This window comes from Arthrobacter sp. NPDC055138 (assembly GCF_053607305.1).
On sequence record NZ_JBSGTH010000002.1, the window covers coordinates 638,943 to 659,040 of the forward strand.

Below are 20,098 nucleotides of genomic sequence, written 5' to 3' on the forward strand. Positions count from 1 at the left end.
CTACATCCCCACCAATGCCAGCAAGTGTCCGGCCTCTTGGCGGCCCAGGGCGCGGATGCTGCCCTGGCGCTGATCGCCCAGACGGATGGGTCCGACCTGGATCCGGACCAGCCGTTCCACCGGGTGGCCAACGGCGTCGAACAAGCGCCGCACCACCCGGTTTTTACCCGAGTGCAGCACGACTTCCACCAGAACGTGTCCCGGCGTGGAGTCCACCAGCTTGAACGAATCCACCGAGGAGACGCCGTCTTCCAGCTCGATGCCGGCTTTCATCTGCGCACCCACACCGTGAGCCATCGGCCCGCGGACCTGCACCAGGTACGTTTTGGGGACCTGGTAGGACGGGTGGGTGAGGCGGTTGGCCAGCTCGCCGTCGTTGGTCAGCAGCAGCAGGCCTTCGGTGGCCTGGTCCAGCCGGCCCACATGGAACAGCCGCTGGCCCTGCTGGGGCTTCAGGTAGTCGCTGATGCACGGGCGCCCTTCGGGATCCTCCATCGTGGAGACAACGCCCTTGGGCTTGTTGAAGACCAGGTAGGTCAGCGTCTCATCCATCTGCACGCGGATACCGTCCACGTGGATGACCGCGTGGGCGGGGTCCACCCGCACGCCAAGCTCGCGCACGACGACGCCATCCACTTCTACCCGGCCGGCCTGGATCAGTTCTTCGCACACGCGGCGCGAGGCAACTCCGGCCCCGGCGAGGACCTTCTGCAGGCGCACGCCCTCGGGATCGTGCAAGTCGGAAACTGCCCCGGCGCCCGTGCCGGCGCGCGAACCACGATTGGGTCGGCTGACCGGGCCCAGGTTCTGGCCGAAGCGCTCCCGGCCGAAGGCCTTGGGTCCTGCCGACCGCTGCGGCTTGGCACCGCGGGCCTTGCCCGCACCGGCCTTGCTGCCGTAGGATTTGCCGGCTCCAGGCTTGCCTGTGCCCGAGCCCGCCGTCGACGGCTTGCGGCTCCCCTGCTTGCCCGCGCCTGGTTCGGCCGGTCCCCTGCGGGCACCATGCTGACCGGAACCCTGACCGAACTCGGAACGGCTCTGGTCCCGTCCGGCACCTGAGCCGGAGCGACCGCCACCGGGCTTGCCGGCACCGGTCCGGCCGGCGCCGCTCCCCTGGCCGGGACGGCCTCGTCCCTGGGCCGAGCCGCCTTCCGATCGGCGCTGGGCGCCGTCCGGACGACGGTCGTCGCCGGGACGCTTTCCGCCGCGGGGATTATTCCGTCCGGAGCCGGAACGAGGCGGTTGTGTCATGGTGGATCCTTACCCGTGGGAACTACGTCAATGGTCTGGCGCTGCCGGCTGCCGGCAGTCTAGAGCGAAGCGTCGTCGTACTCGGACAGGTTTTCCAGCCCCGGCAGATGCGGGGCGATCTCCGGCAGTTCGCCGATGCTTCCTATCCCCAATCTTTCCAGAAAATACGAGGTGGTCCGATACAGGATGGCTCCGGTCTCCGGATCGGTGCCGGAATCCTCGATCAGCCCGCGTTGAGTCAGCGTCCGCACTACCGAGTCGACGTTGACTCCCCGGATGGCGGAAACCCTGGCCCGGGAGACCGGTTGGCGGTAGGCGATGACTGCCAGCGTCTCCAAGGCAGCCTGGGTCAGCCGGGCGGTCTGTCCTTCCAGCACGAAGCCGGACACCAGCGGCGCGAAATCGCTGCGCGAGAAGATGCGCCAGCCGCCGGCGATGTTGCGCAGCTCAAAGCCGCGGGGCGCAACGGCGGGCTGGCCGGCGGAGGAGGCGCCGCCGTCGTAATCCCTTTTCAGGTCCAGCAGCAGCTCCCGGACCGTGTCCACCGGCAGGGAAAGCGCGGTGGCCAATTCGATCTCCGACGCCGGTTCGTCGATGACCATCAGCACGGCCTCGAGGGCAGCGCGGGCGCCGCCGGGCAACTGGTCCACGTCGATCCCCGGAACGCCCGCAGCCTCCTTCACCGGATCAGTCATGGGTCTCCTCCGTTTCATCCGCCGCCGTTTCCGGCACCGGGGTGTCTTCGTACTCTTCGCTAAGGTTCTCGCCGGTCCATTCCGCGTCCGGGCCGGTCCAACGGACCGTCAGCTCGCCCAGCGGCGCCACCTGGTCGAACGCGATGACGGCATCGCGGAACATCTCCAGAAGGGCAAGGAAGCGGGCGACCACTACCAGGGTTCCGTCCGCGTCGGCGGTGAGCGAGCGGAAGGACAGCGGGCCGCCGGCCTGGAGCCGCGCACCCAGGATGGCAGCTTGCTCTTTCACACTGACCGGCGGGGCGTGCAGGTGGGAGAGCCCGACCTGGGTGGGGGCGGGTACCTTGGGCTCCAGTGCCTTGGCCGCGAGGGCGGCGAACTCCGCCAGCGGCGTGCGCCAGACCAGCTCGGGCAGCAACGCCGCAAAGTGCGGCTCCAGCGAGACCTGCCGCGGAAAGCGGTCGGCTTCCCGGGCCAATCGCTGGCCCAAAAGCGCCGCGATCTCCTTGAAGGCCTTGTACTGCAGCAGCCGGGCGAAGAGCAGGTCGCGGGCCTCGAGCAGGGCGATGTCTTCATCGTCTTCGACCTCGCCGGTGGGCAACAACCGGGCGGCCTTCAGGTCCAGCAGCGTGGCTGCGATGACCAGGAACTCGCTGGCTTCGTCCAGCGCCTTGTCGTCGCCATCCGCCTGCAGTCCCCGGATATAGGAAATGAATTCGTCGGTGACCCGGGAGAGCGCCACTTCCGTGATGTCCATTTCGTGCTTGGAAATCAACCCCAGTAGCAGGTCGAAAGGACCGCTGAAGTTGTCCAAAGTCACAGCAAACCCGGCCGTCTTCCGGTCGCCATCCGGGCCGGCCGGCACCGTTTCCTGAGCTGCCGGAGGACGGCCAGCAGGCGTCGCGCCTGCCGGCGTCAGCGTCATCAGGGGGCGCCGCCGCGCGAAATGAGCTCCTTGGCCAACTGGCGGTAGGCGGTGGCACCGGCGTGGTTTCCGGCGTAGCTGGTGATCGGCTCGGCGGCGACGGTGGCGTCGGCGAACTTGATCGTGCGCTTGATCACGGTTTCGAAGACCTTGTCCCCGAACGCCTCCAGCAGGCGGCCGATCACCTCGCGGCTGTGCAGCGTGCGCGGGTCGTACATGGTGGCCAGCACACCGTCGATCTGCAGGCGGGGATTCAACCGGTCCTGGACCTTCTCGATGGTTTCCACCAGCAGCGCCACCGCCCGCAGCGCAAAAAACTCGCAGATCAGCGGAATGATCACACCGTGGGCCGCGGTCAGCGCGTTGACGGTCAGCAGGCCGAGGGAGGGCTGGCAATCGATCAGGATGATGTCGTAGTCGTCCTCGACTTTGCGCAGCGCGTGCGCCAGGACCTGCTCGCGAGCAACTTCATTGACCAGCTGTACCTCTGCGGCGGAGAGGTCGATGTTGGCCGGCAGCAGGTCGATGTTCTCCACCTCGGTGGGCTGGATCGCCTCGCGAATGTCCGTCTTGCGGTCCATCAGCACGTTGTAGACGGTCAGGTCCAGCTCATGCGGATTCGTGCCGAGCCCCGCGGACAGCGCACCCTGCGGGTCGAAATCGACCAGCAGCACCTTGCGGCCGAGCTCGGCCAGGGCCGCGCCAAGGTTGATGGTGGACGTGGTTTTACCCACGCCGCCCTTCTGGTTGACCATAGCCACGATCCGCGCGGGACCATGCGAAGCCAAGGCGGGTGGTTCAGGGAACTCGGTCAGCGGCCGGCCGGTGGGGCCCAGGACATCCTCGTCCGCTTGCCGCAGAGTGGTTGTCGCACCTTGTTCGCTGCTCACGTATCAAACCCAGCTTCCATCGTTTCGCTGCCGTACTTCTTCCTGACAAGGTTACAGTGACGGTCCTGATATCAATCGACAGGACGCTGAGGATCGGCGAGCCTTTAGCTTCAAGTAGAGGTCTAAGGTTTTTGCCCATCCTAGGCCGGCGCAACCGTGCCCACCGGCACAACCGTGCCCACCGGCACAACCGTGTCCGCCGGACTGCCCGGGATGTCAGTAAGAGTTGAACGTCAGGGACACCGCCCGAGAACGGCGGACCTGAGCCTCGCCCCCTAGCCGGCCGCGGGATCGGTCTGCCACAGACCCATCACGTTCCCCTCGCTGTCCCGAAAGTAGGCGAAGTACCCCATCTGCGGCACGGCGCCCTTGGCCCTGACGGTCGAGCCGCCCAGGCTGCCGATTTTTTCCAGGGCCGCGTCAATGTCGTCGACGTCCACGGTGATGATCGGACCGGTCAGTTCCCCTTCGCGGCGGAACATGCCGCCGTTGATGGCCCCGGGTTCGGTTGGCATGCCCTGCTCGTCGGTGGGGATCGTCCCGAGCGAGGTGTAATCGATCTCCGGCATCGCGTTGATACTCCAGCCAAAGGCCGCGGTGTAAAACTCTTTCGCACGGTCCTGGTCCTCCGCTGGAATTTCGAAATGCACCACATGTCCGGCCATTGCACTCACCTGCATTCTGCGTGAAGGGATGGCGTGGTGATCCACACCACATCGACACAGTCTAGGGCGGCAACCACGAGGCCACTAGTAGTCGGCCATCTCGTGCCGCGGACCAGCCCTTGTGTATACATAGTTGGGCAAATTGGGAACTTTCGCAGCCTTCTCTAGTGGCGGTTGGCCATTCGTGTATACAGTAGGAGGGTGGGTATCGCGGAACGGCACCAGCCAACAACAGCAAACCCGCCCGTACGGGCCAGCGAGCGCGCCTACTGGGCGTTGCGCGAGGACATCGTCGAATGGCGGCTGCCGCCGGGCACCGTCTTGGGCGAGGTGGAGCAGGCGGCACGGCTAGGCGTCTCCCGCACTCCCCTCCGCGAGGCGCTGGGCCGGCTGAATGCCGAGGGGCTGACTGCCCCTCATGCCGGACGCGGCGTCGTCGTCGCTGCCATCTCGCTGGAGAACGTCACCGAACTCTTCGAGCTGCGCACCGCTCTGGAATGCCAGGCGGCGGCATTGGCCGCCGCTCGCGGCGAACCGGACGGCTTCCGCCAACTGCAGCAGGAATTCCTCGCCGCCGCGGACGCCATGCGCGGTTCTGCGCCGGATCCGCAGGCATACTACGAACTGGTCGGCCGGCTGGATGCTGCCGTGGACCGGGCGGCTGGAAACACCTACTTGCACCAGGCGATGAGCAACCTCCGCGTCCACCTGGTGCGGATCCGACGGCTGGCCCGGGACAATCCGGCCCGGCTGCTGGCCTCCGCCGCCGAACACGCCAACATCGCCGGCGCCATCGCCGGCGGCGACAGCCAGGTGGCAGCGGCGGCCACCCGAATCCACCTGCACCAGAGCCTGGAACATTTCAAATCCACCGATCCAAACCATCGACCCGATCTGCCAGCCGAGAGGACAGTTTAATGACCGTCGAGAACCACGTACGCGTCTACCGCAGCGAAGAGAACCTGCCGCGCGAGGACCAACTCGCCTACAAGATCGCCCAAGTCGCCACCGATCCGGTGGAGGTTTCCGCCGATGTGGCCGAGATGGTGATCAACCGGATCATCGATAACGCTTCGGTGGCCATCGCTTCGCTGAACCGCAGCCCGATTGTCGCCGCGCGTGCACAGGCGCTGAGCCACCCGGTCTCCGGTGGCGGTAACGGCGCGGGCATCTTCGGCATCGCGCAGAAGACGTCGCCGGAGTGGGCCGCGTGGGCCAACGGCGTGGCCGTGCGCGAACTGGACTACCACGACACGTTCCTGGCCGCCGAATACTCGCACCCGGGCGACAACATCCCGCCGATCCTCGCGGTGGCCCAGCATGTGGGTTCGAACGGCCGCGATCTGCTCCGCGGCATCGCCACCGGCTACGAGATCCAGGTGGATCTGGTCAAGGCCATCTGCCTGCACAAGCACAAGATCGACCACGTGGCCCACTTGGGTCCGTCGGCTGCCGCGGGCATCGGAACGCTGCTGGGCCTGGACGTGGAAACCATCTTCCAGGCCGTGGGCCAGGCGCTGCATACGACGACGGCGACCCGCCAGTCGCGCAAGGGCGAGATCTCCACCTGGAAGGCCCATGCACCTGCTTTCGCGGGCAAGATGGCCGTGGAGGCAGTGGACCGCGCGATGCGCGGGCAGACCTCACCGGTGCCGATCTACGAAGGAGAAGACGGCGTCATCGCGTGGCTGCTGGACGGCCCGGACGCCTCCTATGACGTCCCGCTGCCGGCGCCGGGAGAGGCGAAGCGCGCCATCCTGGACACCTACACCAAGGAACACTCGGCCGAATACCAGGCGCAGGCCTGGATCGATCTGGCCCGGAAGCTGCACCGTGAACACCCGGAGGCCGCCGACGCGGAGAACGTGAAGTCGGTCCTGATCAAGACCAGCCACCACACGCACTTCGTGATCGGCTCCGGCGCCAACGATCCGCAAAAGTACAGCCCGACGGCATCCCGCGAAACACTGGACCACTCGATCCCGTACATCTTTACCGTGGCGCTGCAGGACGGCGCCTGGCACCACGTAGACTCCTACGCCCCCGAGCGGGCGGGCCGGCCGGACACCGTGGCGCTCTGGCACAAGGTCAGCACCGAGGAAGACCCGGAGTGGACCCGCCGCTACCATTCGCTGGACATCGCCGAGAAGGCCTTCGGCGGCTCGGTGGAGATCACGTTGGCCGACGGAACCGTCATCACCGACGAAATCGCCGTGGCGGATGCCCACCCGCTGGGGGCCCGCCCGTTCACCCGGGAACACTACGTCAACAAGCTGCGGACCCTGGCCGCCGGGATCGTCGAGGACGCCGAAATCGACAGGTTCCTGGCCGCCGTCGAGCGCCTACCCGAACTGGCTGCCGGCGAGTTGGACCAGCTCAATATCCAGGCCGCCGACGGGGTCATCGACCTCGCCGCCGGCCCGAAGGGACTGTTCTAAATGCTTTACTCCGCCACCACACCCGAGCAGAAGCGCCGGACGCTGCGCGAGTCCCTGGCGACCGGGAAGCTGCAGCAGTTCCCCGGCGCGTTCAACCCGCTCTCGGCACGGCTGATCCAGGAGAAGGGGTTCGACGGCGTCTACATCTCCGGTGCCGTGCTGGCCAACGATCTGGGGCTGCCGGACATCGGGCTGACCACACTGACCGAGGTCGCCACCCGGGCCGGCCAGATCGCGCGGATGACCGATCTGCCGGCCCTGGTGGACGCCGACACCGGCTTCGGCGAGCCGATGAACGTGGCCCGCACCGTGCAGGAGCTGGAAAACGCCGGCCTGGCCGGCTGCCACATCGAAGACCAGTTCAACCCCAAGCGCTGCGGCCATCTGGATGGGAAGAACGTGGTGGATCTGGAGACCGCCAGCAAACGGATCCGGGCCGCCGCCGACGCGCGCCGGGACCCGAACTTCCTGATCATGGCCCGGACCGACATCCGGGCGGTGGACGGCCTGGCGGCAGCCCAGGATCGCGCCCGCGCACTGGTTGACGCCGGGGCGGACGCCATCTTCCCCGAAGCCATGCGCACCCTGGAGGAATTCGCGGCCATCCGCGAAGCCGTCGACGTGCCGGTGCTGGCCAACATGACCGAGTTCGGCAAAAGCGAGTTGTTCACCGCCGAGGCCCTCTCCTCGGTGGGCGTGAATATGGTCATCTACCCGGTGACCCTGCTGCGCAGCGCGATGGGGGCTGCCGAGCGGACCCTGGACGCGATCAAGGCCGACGGAACCCAGCAATCACAGGTCCCGCACATGCTGACCCGTGCGCGTTTGTACGAATTGGTGGATTATGAGGCGTATAACCAATTCGACACCTCTGTATTCAACTTCCAAGTGCCCGGTCAGCACTGACCACAAAACATAGGAGTCGCTATGAGCACGGATGCAACCACTGAAGCACCGCAGATCCGCAAAGGGCTGGCCGGCGTCGTCGTCGACACCACAAAGATCTCCAAGGTCAACGCGGAGACCAACTCGCTGCTGTACCGCGGCTATCCCGTCCAAGACCTGGCCGCACACTGCAGCTTCGAAGAAGTGGCGTATCTGCTGTGGAACTCAGAGTTGCCCGACGCGGACCAACTGCGGGACTTCACCTCGGCCGAACGCGGCGGCCGCGCACTGGATCCGGTGGTGAAGTCGGTCATCGATTCGCTGCCGGTTGAAGCCCACCCGATGGACGTCTGCCGGACGGCGGCCAGCGTGATCGGAGCGCGTCACCGGCTGGTCGAGGATTCCTCGCCGGAGGCGAACATGGCCAAGGCCCTTGAGCTGTTTGCCGCGTTCCCGGCGGTGGTGGCCTACGATCAGCGCAGGCGCCGCAGCCAAGACCTGGTGGAACCGCGCGACGACCTGGGCTACGCGGCGAATTTCCTCTGGATGTCCTTCGGCGAGGAGGCAGCCCCGGAGGTGGTGGACGCGTTCAACGTCTCCATGATCCTGTACGCCGAGCACTCGTTCAACGCCTCCACCTTCACGGCCCGGGTCATCACCTCCACGCTGTCCGACCTGCACTCGGCCGTCACCGGCGCCATCGGAGCGTTGAAGGGCCCGCTGCACGGCGGTGCCAACGAAGCGGTGATGCATACCTTCGAACAAATCGGCATCCGCACCGACGAATCCCGTGAAGAGGCCGCCGCCCGGGCCCGGACGTGGATGGAACAGGCCCTGGCGGAAAAGAAGAAGGTGATGGGCTTCGGCCACCGGGTCTACAAGCACGGCGATTCCCGGGTGCCGACCATGAAGGCCGCGCTGGACAAGATGATTGAGCATTACGGCCGCCCCGAAATCCTCGGCCTGTACGACGGTCTGGAACACGCGATGGCCGAGGCGAAGGACATCAAGCCGAACCTTGACTACCCGGCTGGCCCCACATACCACCTGATGGGGTTCGACACGGACATATTCACCCCGCTGTTCGTTGCCAGCCGGATTACCGGCTGGACGGCGCACATCATGGAGCAGCTGGAGGCGAACTCGCTGATCCGTCCGCTCAGTGAGTACAACGGACCGGACCAGCGGGCGCTGGGCCGCTAGAATTCCCAAGCCACACGGTGGCCGGTGTCGAGATCCTCGACGTCGGCCACCGTCTCGTTATCCGGCCGCATCACCACCCGCAGTCGAGGCTGGTCCCCCGACAGCGCCAGCGGCAGCCAGTGTCCGGCGTCCTGCCACATCAGCCCCAGCGGCAGCCGGTCCACGCGGTGCCAGGACGGGGCAATTTCCGCAGACTCGGCGGGCACGCCACTCCAGGACCGCGCGACGAAGAGAGCGGTGTCCATGTTCCATGCCGGCTTCGCCGGGAAGTCGAAGAAAATCCGACCGGCCCGTTCCAGATCCGCCGGCCGGACGCACACCCCGGTCTCCTCGTGCATCTCCCGGCAGGCCGCGTCTCCGTCGGACTCCCCCGGCTCCAGTTTCCCGCCGATCCCTACGACCTTCCCGGCGCCGAAACCGGTCTTCTTCCGGCCGAGCAGCACGCAGCTTTGCCCGGCTTCTTCCCCCAGCAGAAAGCACAGGGCAACAGCAACGGTCATGGGAGCGAGTCTAGCTCGGAACGCCGGCCCCCCCCTGCCCCGCTCCGCCGCCCTAGCCCAGCGCGCGCGGATGCGCCGCGGCGTAGACCTCGCGAAGCGTATCCGCGGTGACCAACGTGTAGATCTGCGTGGTGGTGACGGATGCGTGGCCGAGCATCTCCTGAACCACACGGACGTCCGCGCCGCCCTCCAGCAGGTGGGTGGCGAAGGAGTGCCGCAAGGTGTGCGGAGACACGGGCTGCGTGATGCCTGCCTTCTCCGCGGCCGCTTTCAGGATGGTCCAGGCGCTTTGGCGGCTCAGCCGGCCGCCGCGGGCGTTCAGGAACAGGGCCGGTGTGCCAAGGCCCTTGGCAGCCAGTCCCGGCCGTCCCCGGACCAGGTAAGCGTCGGCAGCCTGGGCGGCGTAGGAGCCCAGCGGCACCAGCCGCTCCTTGGAACCCTTACCGAAAAGGCGGACGACGGCGGGGCCGTCGCCTTGCGGCTCCACGCTGACATCGTCAACGTCCAGGCCTACCGCTTCGCTGATCCGGGCGCCGGTCGCGTAGAGAAACTCCAGCAGCGCCCGGTCGCGCAGGCCGGTGGGACTGTCCGATCCCGTGGATTCAAGGATCCGGGTCACGTCGGCCACCGAGATGGCCTTCGGCAGGCGTTTGCCCGGCATCGGCGGATGGACATCGGTGGCCGGGTCGGTCTCCGTGATGCCCTCAAGCGTCCAGAATTTGTGCAGGCCGCGAACCGCCACGATGGTCCGGGCCGCTGACCTGACGCTCAGGGCGGCAGCGCCGTCGGACCCGTCGGAGAGGGCCTGGGCAAATGCCGTGACGTCGTGGCGGCTGACCAAGGCCGGCTCGCTGACCGAGCGTTCCTGCAGGAACCGCAGGTAGCGGCCCAAGTCCCTGCGGTACGCCGCGACGGTGTTGGCTGCCAGCCCGCGTTCCACCGCCATGTGCTGCAGGTAGTCGCCCGCGGCACGGCCCAGCGCCGTCGCGCTGAATTCGTCCCCCTTGGCGGGCGGGGCTTGCACCGGCAACATGGCTGCTCAGTCCCGGCCGGAGTCGGCGGCTCCGTCGGGACGCTGGCTGGGATGCTCCGGCCACGGTGCGTCCGCCGGACGCAGGTTCGCGAAGCCGGTAGCCGCGGCCCGGGATGCGGCGAGCAACCCGGCCACAGCCGACGGATTGTGCAGCCGGCCGGCCATCACCGCGTCCACGGCGTCGTCCAGGTCCACCCAGAGATGCTCGATCTCGGCTTCCTCTTCGGTACGCTCATGCCGCTGGTCTGAGGGAACCTCGGAAAGGTCCCTGGCCAGGTAAATCCGAATCGTCTCGCTGGAGGAACCGGGCGAATTGAAGAAGTCCACCAGCACGTCCCAGCGGCCGGCCACCAGATCAGCTTCCTCGGCCAGTTCCCGCGCCGCGGCATCCACGAAGTCCTCGCCGTCCATGTCCAGCAGGCCTGCAGGGATCTCCCACAGCGACATCTTGGCGGGCTGCCGGTACTGCTTCAGCAGCAGTACCCGTCCCGCCGGGTCCATCGCCAGGATGGCCACCGCGCCGGGATGCGCTATGTAGTCGCGCACCAGCGTGGCGCCGTCGCCCTGGCCCAGCGTGAAGGTATCGCTGACCACGTCCCAGATCCGGCCGCGGTATACCGTGCGGCTTTCCACCAGCGGGCGCGGATCGGGGATGTCGGCGAAGGCGTCCGGTTGCACCGGCACGTCAGACTCCGGACTTTGCCGGCGCCTTGGCCTGGCCATGGTCCAGCGCTGCGGCGATCAGGCCGGCGAACAGCGGATGCGGCCGCGTGGGGCGTGAACTCAGTTCCGGGTGTGCCTGGGTGGAGACGTAATACGGGTGCACATCGCGGGGAAGCTCGACGAACTCCACCAGCTTGCCGTCCGGCGAGGTGCCGGAGAAGACCAGGCCCGCAGCAGCGAGCTGGTCGCGGTATTCGTTGTTGACCTCGTAGCGATGGCGGTGGCGTTCGCTGACCTTGGTGCTGCCGTAGGTCTCGGCCACCACGGAGCCCGACTGCAGGGCCGCCTCGTACAAGCCCAGGCGCATGGTGCCGCCCAGGTCGCCCTTGCCCTCGACAATATCCAGCTGCTCGGCCATCGTGGCGATGACCGGGTGCTTGGTGTCCGGATCGAACTCGGTGGATGAAGCGCCTTCCAGCCCGACGATGTTGCGGGCGTACTCCATCACCATTGACTGCAGGCCAAGGCACAAGCCCAGGGTGGGGAGCTTGCGTTCGCGGGCGAACTTGAGCGCGCCGAGTTTGCCTTCCAGGCCGCGGATGCCGAAGCCTCCCGGCACGCAGATCGCGTGCACGCCGTTGAGTGCGGTAGCGGCGCCTTCGTCGGTGGCGCAATCGTCGGAGGGGACCCAGCGGATCTTCACCCGCGTCTGGTTGGCGAAACCGCCGGCGCGCAGGGCCTCGGTCACGGAAAGGTAGGCATCCGGCAAGTCGATGTACTTGCCCACCAGCGCCACCTCAACGGTGTGCTGCGGGTTGTGGACGGCCGCCAGCAGCCGGTCCCATTTGGACCAGTCGACGTCCTTGAACTTCAGGTCAAGGTGCTGCACGATGTACGCGTCCAGGTTCTGCGAATGCAGCGTCTTGGGGATGTCATAGATGCTCGGGGCATCCGGGCAGCCGATGACCGCGTCGATGTCCACGTCGCACATCCGGCCGATCTTTTCCCGCATTGCGGCGGGGACCTCGCGGTCTGAACGGATCACAATGGCGTCGGGCTGGATACCGATCGAACGCAGCGCGGCCACCGAGTGCTGGGTGGGCTTGGTCTTCAGTTCCTGCGACGGACCGATGTAGGGCACCAGTGACACGTGCAGGAAGAATACGTTGGTACGCCCGACGTCCTGGCGGACCTGGCGCGCCGCTTCCAGGAACGGCTGCGACTCGATGTCGCCCACCGTGCCGCCGATCTCGGTGATGATCACATCCGGAGACTTCTTACCGGCGACCGGCTCGGAAGGCAGTCGCATCCGGCGCTTGATCTCATCCGTGATGTGCGGGATGACCTGCACGGTGTCACCGAGGTACTCACCCCGGCGCTCCTTGGCGATCACCGTCGAGTACACCTGGCCGGTGGTGACGTTGGCGGAGCCGTCCAGGTTCTCGTCCAGGAACCGCTCGTAGTGTCCAATATCCAGGTCGGTTTCGGCGCCGTCGTCGGTGACGAAGACTTCACCGTGCTGGAAGGGATTCATTGTGCCCGGATCCACGTTCAGATATGGATCGAGCTTCTGCATGGTCACGGAGAGGCCGCGTGCGCGGAGCAGGTGGCCGAGGCTTGAAGCCGTCAGTCCCTTCCCGAGCGAGGACGCCACGCCGCCGGTGACGAAGATATGTTTGGTCGTCTTGGACGACTTGGAAAACCGGGAATTTGATCGCTGCACCACGGAATTCGAGCCTATCACCTTTCTGGACGCCCTCGAATCTCAAGGCCGTTCCGACCGCTGTCGAGTGTGTGAACACACACCAGCCGGCCAACTTCTCCCCCGCCGGCGGCGGGGCTGGTCGTAGCTGTAGCAGATGCTATAGCGCCCTGGCACCGTCAATCAGTTCCTGGGCATGTGCGCGGGCGGACTCGGACTCTTCCTGTCCGGCGAGCATGCGGGCCAATTCGGTCACCCGTTCCTCGTCGTCGAGCAGGCGGACGTCGCTGGCGGTCATTCCGCTGTCACCGCCGCCAGCCGTCTTGATCACTCGGATGTGCTGGTCGGCGAACGCCGCCACCTGGGGCAAGTGGGTCACTACGATGACCTGCACGAAGCGTCCCAGCATGGCCAGGCGGCGGCCGATCTCGACCGCCGCTTTGCCACCCACGCCGGCGTCCACTTCGTCGAACACAAAGGTCGGAACCGGGTCCACTTCCGCGAGCACCACCTCGATGGCCAGCATCACGCGGGAGAGTTCGCCGCCGGATGCGCCCTTGCCCAACGGCCGCGGCGGTGCGCCCCGGTGCGGTTTCAACAGGAAGGTGATCAGGTCGGCCCCGTGCACGCTCAGGGCCGGCGCAGGTTCAATCTCGATCACCAGTTCGGCCTCGGCCATGGCCAGGGCGGACAGTTCGGTGCCGACCCGGTGCCCCAGGTCGGCAGCAGCTTCCCGACGCAGCGCGGTAACCTCGGCGGATTGGGCGGCCAACGCCTCGTCCAGCCCGGCGACTTCCGTCTCCAACCGCTCGATCCGGCTGGAATCGTCGGTCAGGTCTTCCAGCCGGGTGCGGGCCCGGGCTGCCCACTCGAGGACCTCGTCGATGCTGGGCGCGTATTTGCGAACGAGCCGGGCCAGATCGGCGCGGCGCGCTTCGACTTCCTCGAGCCGGCCCGGTCCTTCACCGTCCAGCGATGCCCCGTAGCTTGCCAATTCGGCGGCCACATCGGCGAGGATGATTCCCACTTCCGCCAGTCGCGCGGCCGCCCGCCCCAGCTCGGCATCTTCGTCCTGGACCTGCTCCAGCGCCCGCTTAGCCGCGTCCACCAGCGTGGTGGCGTCCGGCGAGTCGGTAAACTCCTCGGCCACCAGTGCCTGGTGCGCCACGGTGGCGGCCGCCCGCAGTTCCTCGACGTTGGCCAGCTTCACGGCCACGGCCTTCAGCGCGTTGTCCTCGCCAGGCTGCGGCTCCAGCCCGTCGATTTCCTCGAGGGCCAGCTGCAGTGCTTCGGCTTCGCGCAGTCGTTCACGTGCTTCGGTGCGCAGCGTCTCCAGCTCGGCCTTGGCTTCCTTCCAGCGCCCGAATGACGCCGCGTACACGGTCAGGGCCTGGGCCAGGGCGGCGCCGGCAAACTTGTCCAGTGCTTCGCGCTGTGCCTGCTGGCTCTTGAGCCGCAGCTGGTCCGTTTGGCCGTGCACCGCCACCAAATGACCGCCGATCTCGGCCAGCGTTCCCACCGGGGCCCCGCGTCCGCCCACGTGCGCGCGGCTGCGGCCATCGGCATTCACCGTGCGGGCGAGCATCAGCTCGGCCCCGCCGTCGAACTCGTCGATGTCTGCCCCGGCTTCACCCGCGCGGGCAAGCGCGGGGCTGTCCTCGGCCAGCCGGACCACGGCCTCCGTCACGGCGTTGGCTGCACCGCTGCGTACTGCGCCGGCGTCGGCGCGTGCGCCCAGCAGCAGGCCAAGCGCGGTGACCACCATGGTCTTGCCGGCGCCGGTTTCTCCCGTCACCACGGACAGTCCAGGCCCCAGCGGCAGCGTGGCCTCGGTGATGACGCCGAGGTTGCGGATCCTGATTTCTTCGATCATGTCAGCTCCTCCCGCCGGGCTGGGTATAGTGCGGCTCCACGGTGCGGACCGTCGGCAGCGACGAGGTGGGCGGCTGCTCCTCCGAGGGGCTGACCGGGCCGCGCCATCCCGACGTGGGAAGCTCGAATTTGCGGACCAGGCGCTCCGAGAAGGGGGTCCGCCGGGTGCGGGCCAGCCGGACAGGTTTGTCCGAGCGGGTCACCTCGATCCGGGACCCCGGCGGCAACTCAAGACTGCGCCGCCCGTCGCACCAGAGCACTCCGTTGGCATCACTCCGGCTCAGGACTTCCACCGCCATGATGGAATCCGGCGCAACCACCAGCGGTTTGGCGAACAAGGCGTGCGCGCTGATGGGCGTCATCAGCAGAGCTTCCACCTGCGGCCAGACCACCGGGCCGCCGGCCGAAAAAGCGTAGGCCGTCGAGCCGGTGGGGGTCGCCATCACCACGCCGTCACAGCCGAACGAACTGATCGGCAGGGCATCGACTTCGACGACGACTTCCAGCATCCGCTGCCGATCGCCCTTTTCCACCGCTGCCTCGTTCAGCGCCCAGGTGTGCCCGATCTTGCGTTTGCCCAGCCACACCTGCACATCGATGGTCAGGCGCTCTTCGACCGTATATTGGCGGTTAACCACCCAATGGACGGTCTGAGCCAAGTCCGCACGTTCGCTCTCGGCCAGGAAGCCGACATGTCCCAGGTTGACCCCGAGCAGTGGGACGTCCGATTCCCGGACCAGCTCGGCCGAACGGAGGATGGTTCCGTCGCCGCCAAGCACCATGCCCAGGTCCACGGAGTCGAGACTGACGTCCTCGTCCAGCGTCTCGCAGGGAACGGCTAGGTCACCGTACGTTTCCCGCATGGGCGCCATTTCTTCCCGGCGCATCACGGGAACCAGCCCGGAGGCGTGGAGTTGGGCGCATGTTTCGTGGGCAGCCGCCATGGCGTCCGCCCGTCCGGTGTGCGCGAGCACCAGTATCCGCCGGCTCATCGCTCCACTCCCGGTTCCTGCCTTCTCGGTTCGTCAATCTGGTCCGCCGCTTGGCTGAACCCATGCGGGAAATTGGCCATCGCCGCGTCCACCTCCCCCTCCAGCACACTACCCGTTCTGCGCTCCGGTTGGCCCGGCGGAACGCTTATCCACAGGAAATATTCAACGTTTCCGTCCTGTCCGGGAAGCGGGCTTGCCGCCAGTCCGCGAACCTGAAGGCCCGCTTCGAGGGCCGACGAGACAACGTTTCTCACCGCCCGGAAACGTTCGGCCTCCGAACTGACGACGCCGGTGCGCGCCAGGCTTTCCCTGCCCACCTCAAACTGCGGCTTGACCATCAGCAAGAGATTTCCGCTTGGCCTCGTCGCATTGGCCAAGGCTTCAACAACCAGGGTCAGCGAGATGAAGGACAAGTCCGCCACGGTCAGGTCCACCGGGCCGCCGATCTCCCGGGCGTCGAGGTAGCGGACGTTCATGCCCTCAAACACCCTGACCCTGCTATCCGTACGGATCTGGTCAACGAGTTGGCCGTGGCCCACATCCACGGCGACCACCTCACGTGCTCCAGTGCGGAGCAGGACGTCGGTGAACCCGCCGGTGGAGGCCCCGGCGTCGAGGCAGCGCAGGCCGGCCGGGTCCACGGCGGGGAAGGCTGCCAATGCGCCGGCCAACTTATGGCCGGCTCTGCTGACGTAGTCGGGGCCCGCGTCGGGGGCTACGTCCAGTGGCTCCCCCGGGCCGACGGGAGCCGAGGCCTTGGTCAAAACAGTTCCGGCGCGGCTGACCCGGCCGGCGGCGATGAGTTTGGCTGCGTGCGTGCGGGAGCGTGCCAGCCCCCGGGATACTAGCTCCTGATCGAGTCTGGGCATCGGGTCAATCAGCCTCGGTCTCCAAGTCGGCCAACAAACCGTCGTGGATCCGCTGATACACCCGCTCGTGCTCGCTGACGGCGAGGTCCGGGATCTGGGCTAGCTCGGCGACGATGCTGTTCACGGACTCGTCGTCGGTCGGCTCAGCGGGGGCGGGCCATTGCGGCCGCGTTTGGCTGCCGCTTTCCCGCGAGTCTGGCAGATCCAAGCTTTCCTCCCTTGCGTAGGCCGGCGTACCCAACCGCCGTGAATCAGTCTAGTAGCGGTGTTCAGTCCACCAGCTCAGGCGTGGCCGCCGCGGCTTGGTCCGGATAGGCATTCCACCACGCCGCGCACGCCGCGCGCCATGTGTGCACATCATCCCGGCTGCCGGAAACGCGGAGTCCCCCGTTCTCGATGGCGGCGTGGGCAGCACCGCACCGGAAACCCGCACCGTCGCGGATGACCGCCGGATACGGAAGATACAGTTCAGCCAAGCTACCCAGCAGGTAGCGCGGCCGTTCCGCCGTACTGGCACCGAGGACAGCCTCGGGCCCGTCAACGCCGGTCAGCACAACCGCCGTGTCCATGCCCGCCTTGTTTCCGCCCAAGATGTCCGTGTCGAGGCGATCGCCCACCACCAGTGGCCGGTGGGCACCCAACGCTGCCGCCGCCGTCGTAAAGATGCCGGCCTCCGGTTTCCCTGCGACCAATGGCACCGCTCCGGTGGCAGCCTGTACGGCCGCAACCAGGGCGCCGTTCCCCGGAGCGATGCCGCGCTCCCGGGGAATGGTCATATCCGTATTGGTGGCGATCCAGAAGGCGCCGGAGGCGACCGCGAAGGATGCCTCGGCCAGTTCCTTCCAACCCAGCGCCGGGTCGAACCCCTGGATCACAGCCGCGGGAGCTTCGAGGGCAGAACGGACCGGGATGAATTCCTGGGCAGCTATTTCGTCTGCCAAGGTCTGGCTGCCGGTGACCAGCACTTTGGAACCCGCAGGGACGTGCCTGGCCAGCAGCAGCGCGCCGGCCCGGGCCGATCCAAAAACTTGATCGGCGGTGGCCGGCGCGCCGAGCTCGCGCAAGTGCGCGGCAACCTGCTCGGACGACCGTGACGCGTTGTTAGTGATGTAGCCCAGGGCCGTCCCGGTGTCCGCAAGGCCTTCCAACGCCTCCGCAGCTCCTGGGACAGCCTGCTGTCCGGCATAGACGACTCCGTCCAGGTCGGACAGTAAGGCGTCGTAGCCGGAGATCAGCGGCTTACCGGTCATCATCCCTGCTGTCCGGCGTGTGCGCGGTGCGGGGAGCGTCCTCGTCCTCGGCCTCGATGGGAGCCGGGGCGTCCTTTTCCTCGGTTGGTTCGCCCGCCGGAGAGCCGACCACAGGTGCATCCTCCCCGTTGGACGACTCGGCTTCGCTGGTATCCGCAGACTCACCCGTATCTGCTTGCACGGCTGCGCCGACATCAGCGCGACCATGCTCTGGGGTCCGGGAGTCCTGCAACGGCCTGCCGACGGGTTCCGGTTCCTCACCGACCAAGTCGAGGATCTCGGGCTCGGCAAAATCACCGACGCCCAGGGCGTTCTCTGCCACGGCTGCCTGCCGCCGCCACTGCTGCGCTTCATCACTGCGGCTGGCTGCGTCCAAAGCGTCTGCATAGGCACGGAAGAGTCGCGGGCTGTATGAGAATGCCCGGTTGCGGTCCAACTGCGGAATCTCGAGAGCCGCAACCGCCGCATCGAACTGCTGCAAATCGGTCCGCGCGCCGGAGGCCACAATAGCCAGTTCCACCTTGCCCGCTGTATCAAGTGATTCAGCGTCTTCTGAACGGGTCAGCTCCAGCGCTCTGTCCGGGCGTCCGAGTCCACGTTCGCAGTCGGCCATGATGGGCAGGTGCTCGTTTGAACCGCTGATCCGTCGGAACGTGCGGAACTCCCTCAGGGCCTCGCCATAGTGGCCGGCCGCGTACGCGGTCAGGCCCACCGCTTCGCGCACCGGAGCCATCCGTCCGCCCCGGCGGCTGGCTGCCAACGCGTGCTGGAATGCCAGTTCCGGATCCTCGTCGAGAAGCCGGCCCGCCATCACCAAATGTTTGGCCACCCACTCCGCGTTCTTCGATTCCAAGGTCCTCAGCTGTGCGCGGGTAACGCGGTCCAGCTCCGACCCTGAGACGTCCTCGTCAATCTCAGGCGAACGCGGACGGTCCACGCGGTTGGCACTACGAAGGTCTCCGGAATTGTGCTCACGTGGGCCAGCCGAACGGCCGGAGGGGCGATCACTGAAGTCGCGACGCTCACCACGGTCCTGGCGCGGCCGGTCACCCTGCGGACGACGATCCCCAAAGTCGCGACGCTCACCACGGTCTTGGCGCGGCCTGTCACCCTGCGGACGACGATCCCCAAAGTCGCGACGCTCACCACGGTCTTGGCGCGGCCTGTCAGAGAAGTCACGCCGCTCACCGCGGTCCTGACGGGGCCGGTCAGAGAAGTCACGCCGCTCACTACGGTCCTGACGCGGCCGATCAGAGAAGTCACGCCGCTCACCACGGTCCTGACGGGGCCGGTCACCCTGCGGACGACGATCGCCGAAATCGCGACGCTCACCACGGTCCTGACGCGGCCGATCAGAGAAGTCACGCCGCTCACCACGGTCCTGACGCGGCCGGTCACCCTGCGGACGACGATCCCCAAAGTCGCGACGCTCACCACGGTCCTGACGCGGCCGGTCACCCTGCGGACGACGATCCCCAAAGTCGCGACGCTCACCACGGTCCTGACGCGGCCGATCACCCTGCGGACGACGATCCCCAAAGTCGCGACGCTCACCACGGTCCTGACGCGGCCGATCAGAGAAGTCACGCCGCTCACCACGGTCCTGACGGGGCCGGTCACCAAAGTCGCGACGCTCGCCACGGTCCTGACGCCGCCGATCAGAGAAGTCACGCCGCTCACCACGGTCCTGACGGGGCCGGTCACCCTGCGGACGACGATCCCCAAAGTCGCGACGCTCACCACGGTCCTGACGCGGCCGATCCCCAAAGTCGCGACGCTCACCACGGTCCTGACGAGGGCGATCGCCCTGCGGACGGTAACCACCGTCGTTGCTCGACCGGCTACTACGATTCTCATAGTCGGGGCGCTTCCGCTGCCCGCTCTCGCTCGGGCGGTCAGCATCCGACCGGTTGCCGTAGTTGCCTCGGCCTGCACCCCTGTCGTCTCGTCCTTCACGACCCCGGAAATCAGCCATGCCGGAACTCCTCTCAGTGCGGGCCAGGTCGATCGAACCAACCACAGCCATCAAAAATCTCTATATACGTTGTCTTGTTTCGGGCGCAGATTTTCGTGGCGCGCCCATACCATCGATCCATTCTAGTGCAGTCAACGGTTCACCATCTTGCTGTCGGCCGAAGCCTGCCTGTGACTCCACTAACGAATCGAGATCGTTAACGAAGGGAAGGCCCCGCCGTCGTTGGCGGGGCCTTCCCTTGTAAAGAATGTCCGGCGGTGACCTACTCTCCCACACCCTCCCGAGTGCAG

The 20,098-nt window shown here is 66.9% G+C and carries 20 protein-coding genes; 5 read left to right on the top strand and 15 right to left on the bottom strand.

Annotation, left to right across the window (positions count from 1 at the left end; translation table 11 throughout):
* From ACWF5H_RS08060 to ACWF5H_RS08080, 5 genes are all read right to left on the bottom strand, one after another.
* The gene (locus tag ACWF5H_RS08060) at window positions 1-1,251 is read right to left on the bottom strand and encodes a pseudouridine synthase (protein WP_452036013.1); all 1,251 of its coding nucleotides are present in this window, start codon (window positions 1,249-1,251) and stop codon (window positions 1-3) included.
* A gap of 59 nt (window positions 1,252-1,310) precedes the next feature.
* Window positions 1,311-1,946 carry an SMC-Scp complex subunit ScpB gene (gene scpB / locus ACWF5H_RS08065; protein WP_452036014.1) on the bottom strand — a complete coding sequence of 212 codons (636 nt, stop codon included), beginning with the start codon at window positions 1,944-1,946 and terminating at the stop codon, window positions 1,311-1,313.
* Window positions 1,939-2,871: a segregation and condensation protein A gene (locus ACWF5H_RS08070; RefSeq protein WP_452036015.1), complete on the bottom strand. Its 933-nt coding sequence runs from the start codon at window positions 2,869-2,871 to the stop codon at window positions 1,939-1,941. Before ACWF5H_RS08070 ends, scpB begins: the two co-directional genes overlap by 8 nt.
* The gene (locus ACWF5H_RS08075; protein WP_127514504.1) at window positions 2,871-3,761 is read right to left on the bottom strand and encodes a ParA family protein; all 891 of its coding nucleotides are present in this window, start codon (window positions 3,759-3,761) and stop codon (window positions 2,871-2,873) included. Before ACWF5H_RS08075 ends, ACWF5H_RS08070 begins: the two co-directional genes overlap by 1 nt.
* Before the next feature lie 275 nt (window positions 3,762-4,036).
* Window positions 4,037-4,426 carry a VOC family protein gene (locus ACWF5H_RS08080; RefSeq protein WP_452036082.1) on the bottom strand — a complete coding sequence of 130 codons (390 nt, stop codon included), beginning with the start codon at window positions 4,424-4,426 and terminating at the stop codon, window positions 4,037-4,039.
* A 201-nt stretch (window positions 4,427-4,627) separates the two neighbouring features.
* On the opposite strand from ACWF5H_RS08080, the gene ACWF5H_RS08085 reads away from it, so the two are divergent.
* From ACWF5H_RS08085 to ACWF5H_RS08100, 4 genes are read left to right on the top strand one after another with little or no spacing between them, the layout of a single operon-like run.
* Window positions 4,628-5,344 carry a GntR family transcriptional regulator gene (locus ACWF5H_RS08085; protein ID WP_452036018.1) on the top strand — a complete coding sequence of 239 codons (717 nt, stop codon included), beginning with the start codon at window positions 4,628-4,630 and terminating at the stop codon, window positions 5,342-5,344.
* Window positions 5,344-6,864 (top strand): MmgE/PrpD family protein, encoded by a 1,521-nt coding sequence (locus ACWF5H_RS08090; RefSeq protein WP_452036020.1) that lies wholly within the window; start codon window positions 5,344-5,346, stop codon window positions 6,862-6,864. The genes ACWF5H_RS08085 and ACWF5H_RS08090 overlap by 1 nt, the downstream gene beginning before the upstream one ends.
* The gene (gene prpB / locus ACWF5H_RS08095; protein WP_452036021.1) at window positions 6,865-7,770 is read left to right on the top strand and encodes a methylisocitrate lyase; all 906 of its coding nucleotides are present in this window, start codon (window positions 6,865-6,867) and stop codon (window positions 7,768-7,770) included.
* Window positions 7,771-7,791: 21 nt separating this feature from the next.
* A complete protein-coding gene (locus ACWF5H_RS08100; protein WP_452036022.1) occupies window positions 7,792-8,952 on the top strand; it encodes a bifunctional 2-methylcitrate synthase/citrate synthase in 1,161 nt (386 codons plus the stop codon).
* Here the strand turns inward: ACWF5H_RS08100 and ACWF5H_RS08105 are convergent.
* The 10 genes from ACWF5H_RS08105 to ACWF5H_RS08150 all read right to left on the bottom strand — a co-directional run bounded on the left by ACWF5H_RS08105 (window position 8,949) and on the right by ACWF5H_RS08150 (window position 18,770).
* Window positions 8,949-9,452: an 8-oxo-dGTP diphosphatase gene (locus ACWF5H_RS08105; protein ID WP_452036023.1), complete on the bottom strand. Its 504-nt coding sequence runs from the start codon at window positions 9,450-9,452 to the stop codon at window positions 8,949-8,951. The two genes, ACWF5H_RS08100 and ACWF5H_RS08105, sit on opposite strands and share 4 nt — an antisense overlap.
* A 52-nt stretch (window positions 9,453-9,504) precedes the next feature.
* Window positions 9,505-10,485: a site-specific tyrosine recombinase XerD gene (gene xerD / locus ACWF5H_RS08110; RefSeq protein WP_452036024.1), complete on the bottom strand. Its 981-nt coding sequence runs from the start codon at window positions 10,483-10,485 to the stop codon at window positions 9,505-9,507.
* Between the two features lie 6 nt (window positions 10,486-10,491).
* Window positions 10,492-11,169, bottom strand: a complete 678-nt coding sequence (locus ACWF5H_RS08115; protein WP_364652390.1) for an NUDIX hydrolase — start codon at window positions 11,167-11,169, stop codon at window positions 10,492-10,494.
* 1 nt (window position 11,170) lies between these two features.
* Window positions 11,171-12,892: a CTP synthase gene (locus ACWF5H_RS08120; RefSeq protein ID WP_364652389.1), complete on the bottom strand. Its 1,722-nt coding sequence runs from the start codon at window positions 12,890-12,892 to the stop codon at window positions 11,171-11,173.
* Between the two features lie 118 nt (window positions 12,893-13,010).
* Window positions 13,011-14,723, bottom strand: coding sequence for a DNA repair protein RecN (gene recN, locus ACWF5H_RS08125; protein WP_452036026.1), 1,713 nt, complete (start codon window positions 14,721-14,723; stop codon window positions 13,011-13,013).
* Window position 14,724: 1 nt separating this feature from the next.
* A complete protein-coding gene (locus tag ACWF5H_RS08130) occupies window positions 14,725-15,714 on the bottom strand; it encodes an NAD kinase (protein WP_364652387.1) in 990 nt (329 codons plus the stop codon).
* Window positions 15,711-16,583: a TlyA family RNA methyltransferase gene (locus ACWF5H_RS08135; RefSeq protein ID WP_452036028.1), complete on the bottom strand. Its 873-nt coding sequence runs from the start codon at window positions 16,581-16,583 to the stop codon at window positions 15,711-15,713. Before ACWF5H_RS08135 ends, ACWF5H_RS08130 begins: the two co-directional genes overlap by 4 nt.
* Window positions 16,584-16,587: 4 nt before the next feature.
* The gene (locus ACWF5H_RS08140; RefSeq protein ID WP_452036030.1) at window positions 16,588-16,791 is read right to left on the bottom strand and encodes a hypothetical protein; all 204 of its coding nucleotides are present in this window, start codon (window positions 16,789-16,791) and stop codon (window positions 16,588-16,590) included.
* A gap of 61 nt (window positions 16,792-16,852) precedes the next feature.
* Window positions 16,853-17,833 (bottom strand): HAD-IIA family hydrolase, encoded by a 981-nt coding sequence (locus ACWF5H_RS08145; protein ID WP_452036083.1) that lies wholly within the window; start codon window positions 17,831-17,833, stop codon window positions 16,853-16,855.
* Complete coding sequence (locus ACWF5H_RS08150) at window positions 17,823-18,770, bottom strand: hypothetical protein (protein ID WP_452036031.1); 948 nt, start codon at window positions 18,768-18,770, stop codon at window positions 17,823-17,825. The genes ACWF5H_RS08145 and ACWF5H_RS08150 overlap by 11 nt, the downstream gene beginning before the upstream one ends.
* A 30-nt stretch (window positions 18,771-18,800) precedes the next feature.
* On the opposite strand from ACWF5H_RS08150, the gene ACWF5H_RS08155 reads away from it, so the two are divergent.
* Window positions 18,801-19,934, top strand: coding sequence for a hypothetical protein (locus ACWF5H_RS08155; protein WP_452036033.1), 1,134 nt, complete (start codon window positions 18,801-18,803; stop codon window positions 19,932-19,934).
* Window positions 19,935-20,098 lie beyond the last annotated feature (164 nt).

Bases quoted from the DNA above. Each gene is read 5' to 3' on its own strand.
- prpB (WP_452036021.1), top strand. From the start codon at position 6,865: ATGCTTTACTCCGCCACCACACCCGAGCAGAAGCGCCGGACGCTGCGC.
- xerD (WP_452036024.1), bottom strand. From the start codon at position 10,485: ATGTTGCCGGTGCAAGCCCCGCCCGCCAAGGGGGACGAATTCAGCGCG.
- scpB (WP_452036014.1), bottom strand. From the start codon at position 1,946: ATGACTGATCCGGTGAAGGAGGCTGCGGGCGTTCCGGGGATCGACGTG.
- ACWF5H_RS08130 (WP_364652387.1), bottom strand. From the start codon at position 15,714: ATGAGCCGGCGGATACTGGTGCTCGCGCACACCGGACGGGCGGACGCC.
- ACWF5H_RS08070 (WP_452036015.1), bottom strand. From the start codon at position 2,871: ATGACGCTGACGCCGGCAGGCGCGACGCCTGCTGGCCGTCCTCCGGCA.
- ACWF5H_RS08100 (WP_452036022.1), top strand. From the start codon at position 7,792: ATGAGCACGGATGCAACCACTGAAGCACCGCAGATCCGCAAAGGGCTG.
- ACWF5H_RS08090 (WP_452036020.1), top strand. From the start codon at position 5,344: ATGACCGTCGAGAACCACGTACGCGTCTACCGCAGCGAAGAGAACCTG.
- ACWF5H_RS08135 (WP_452036028.1), bottom strand. From the start codon at position 16,583: ATGCCCAGACTCGATCAGGAGCTAGTATCCCGGGGGCTGGCACGCTCC.
- ACWF5H_RS08145 (WP_452036083.1), bottom strand. From the start codon at position 17,833: ATGACCGGTAAGCCGCTGATCTCCGGCTACGACGCCTTACTGTCCGAC.
- ACWF5H_RS08060 (WP_452036013.1), bottom strand. From the start codon at position 1,251: ATGACACAACCGCCTCGTTCCGGCTCCGGACGGAATAATCCCCGCGGC.
- recN (WP_452036026.1), bottom strand. From the start codon at position 14,723: ATGATCGAAGAAATCAGGATCCGCAACCTCGGCGTCATCACCGAGGCC.
- ACWF5H_RS08080 (WP_452036082.1), bottom strand. From the start codon at position 4,426: ATGGCCGGACATGTGGTGCATTTCGAAATTCCAGCGGAGGACCAGGAC.
- ACWF5H_RS08105 (WP_452036023.1), bottom strand. From the start codon at position 9,452: ATGACCGTTGCTGTTGCCCTGTGCTTTCTGCTGGGGGAAGAAGCCGGG.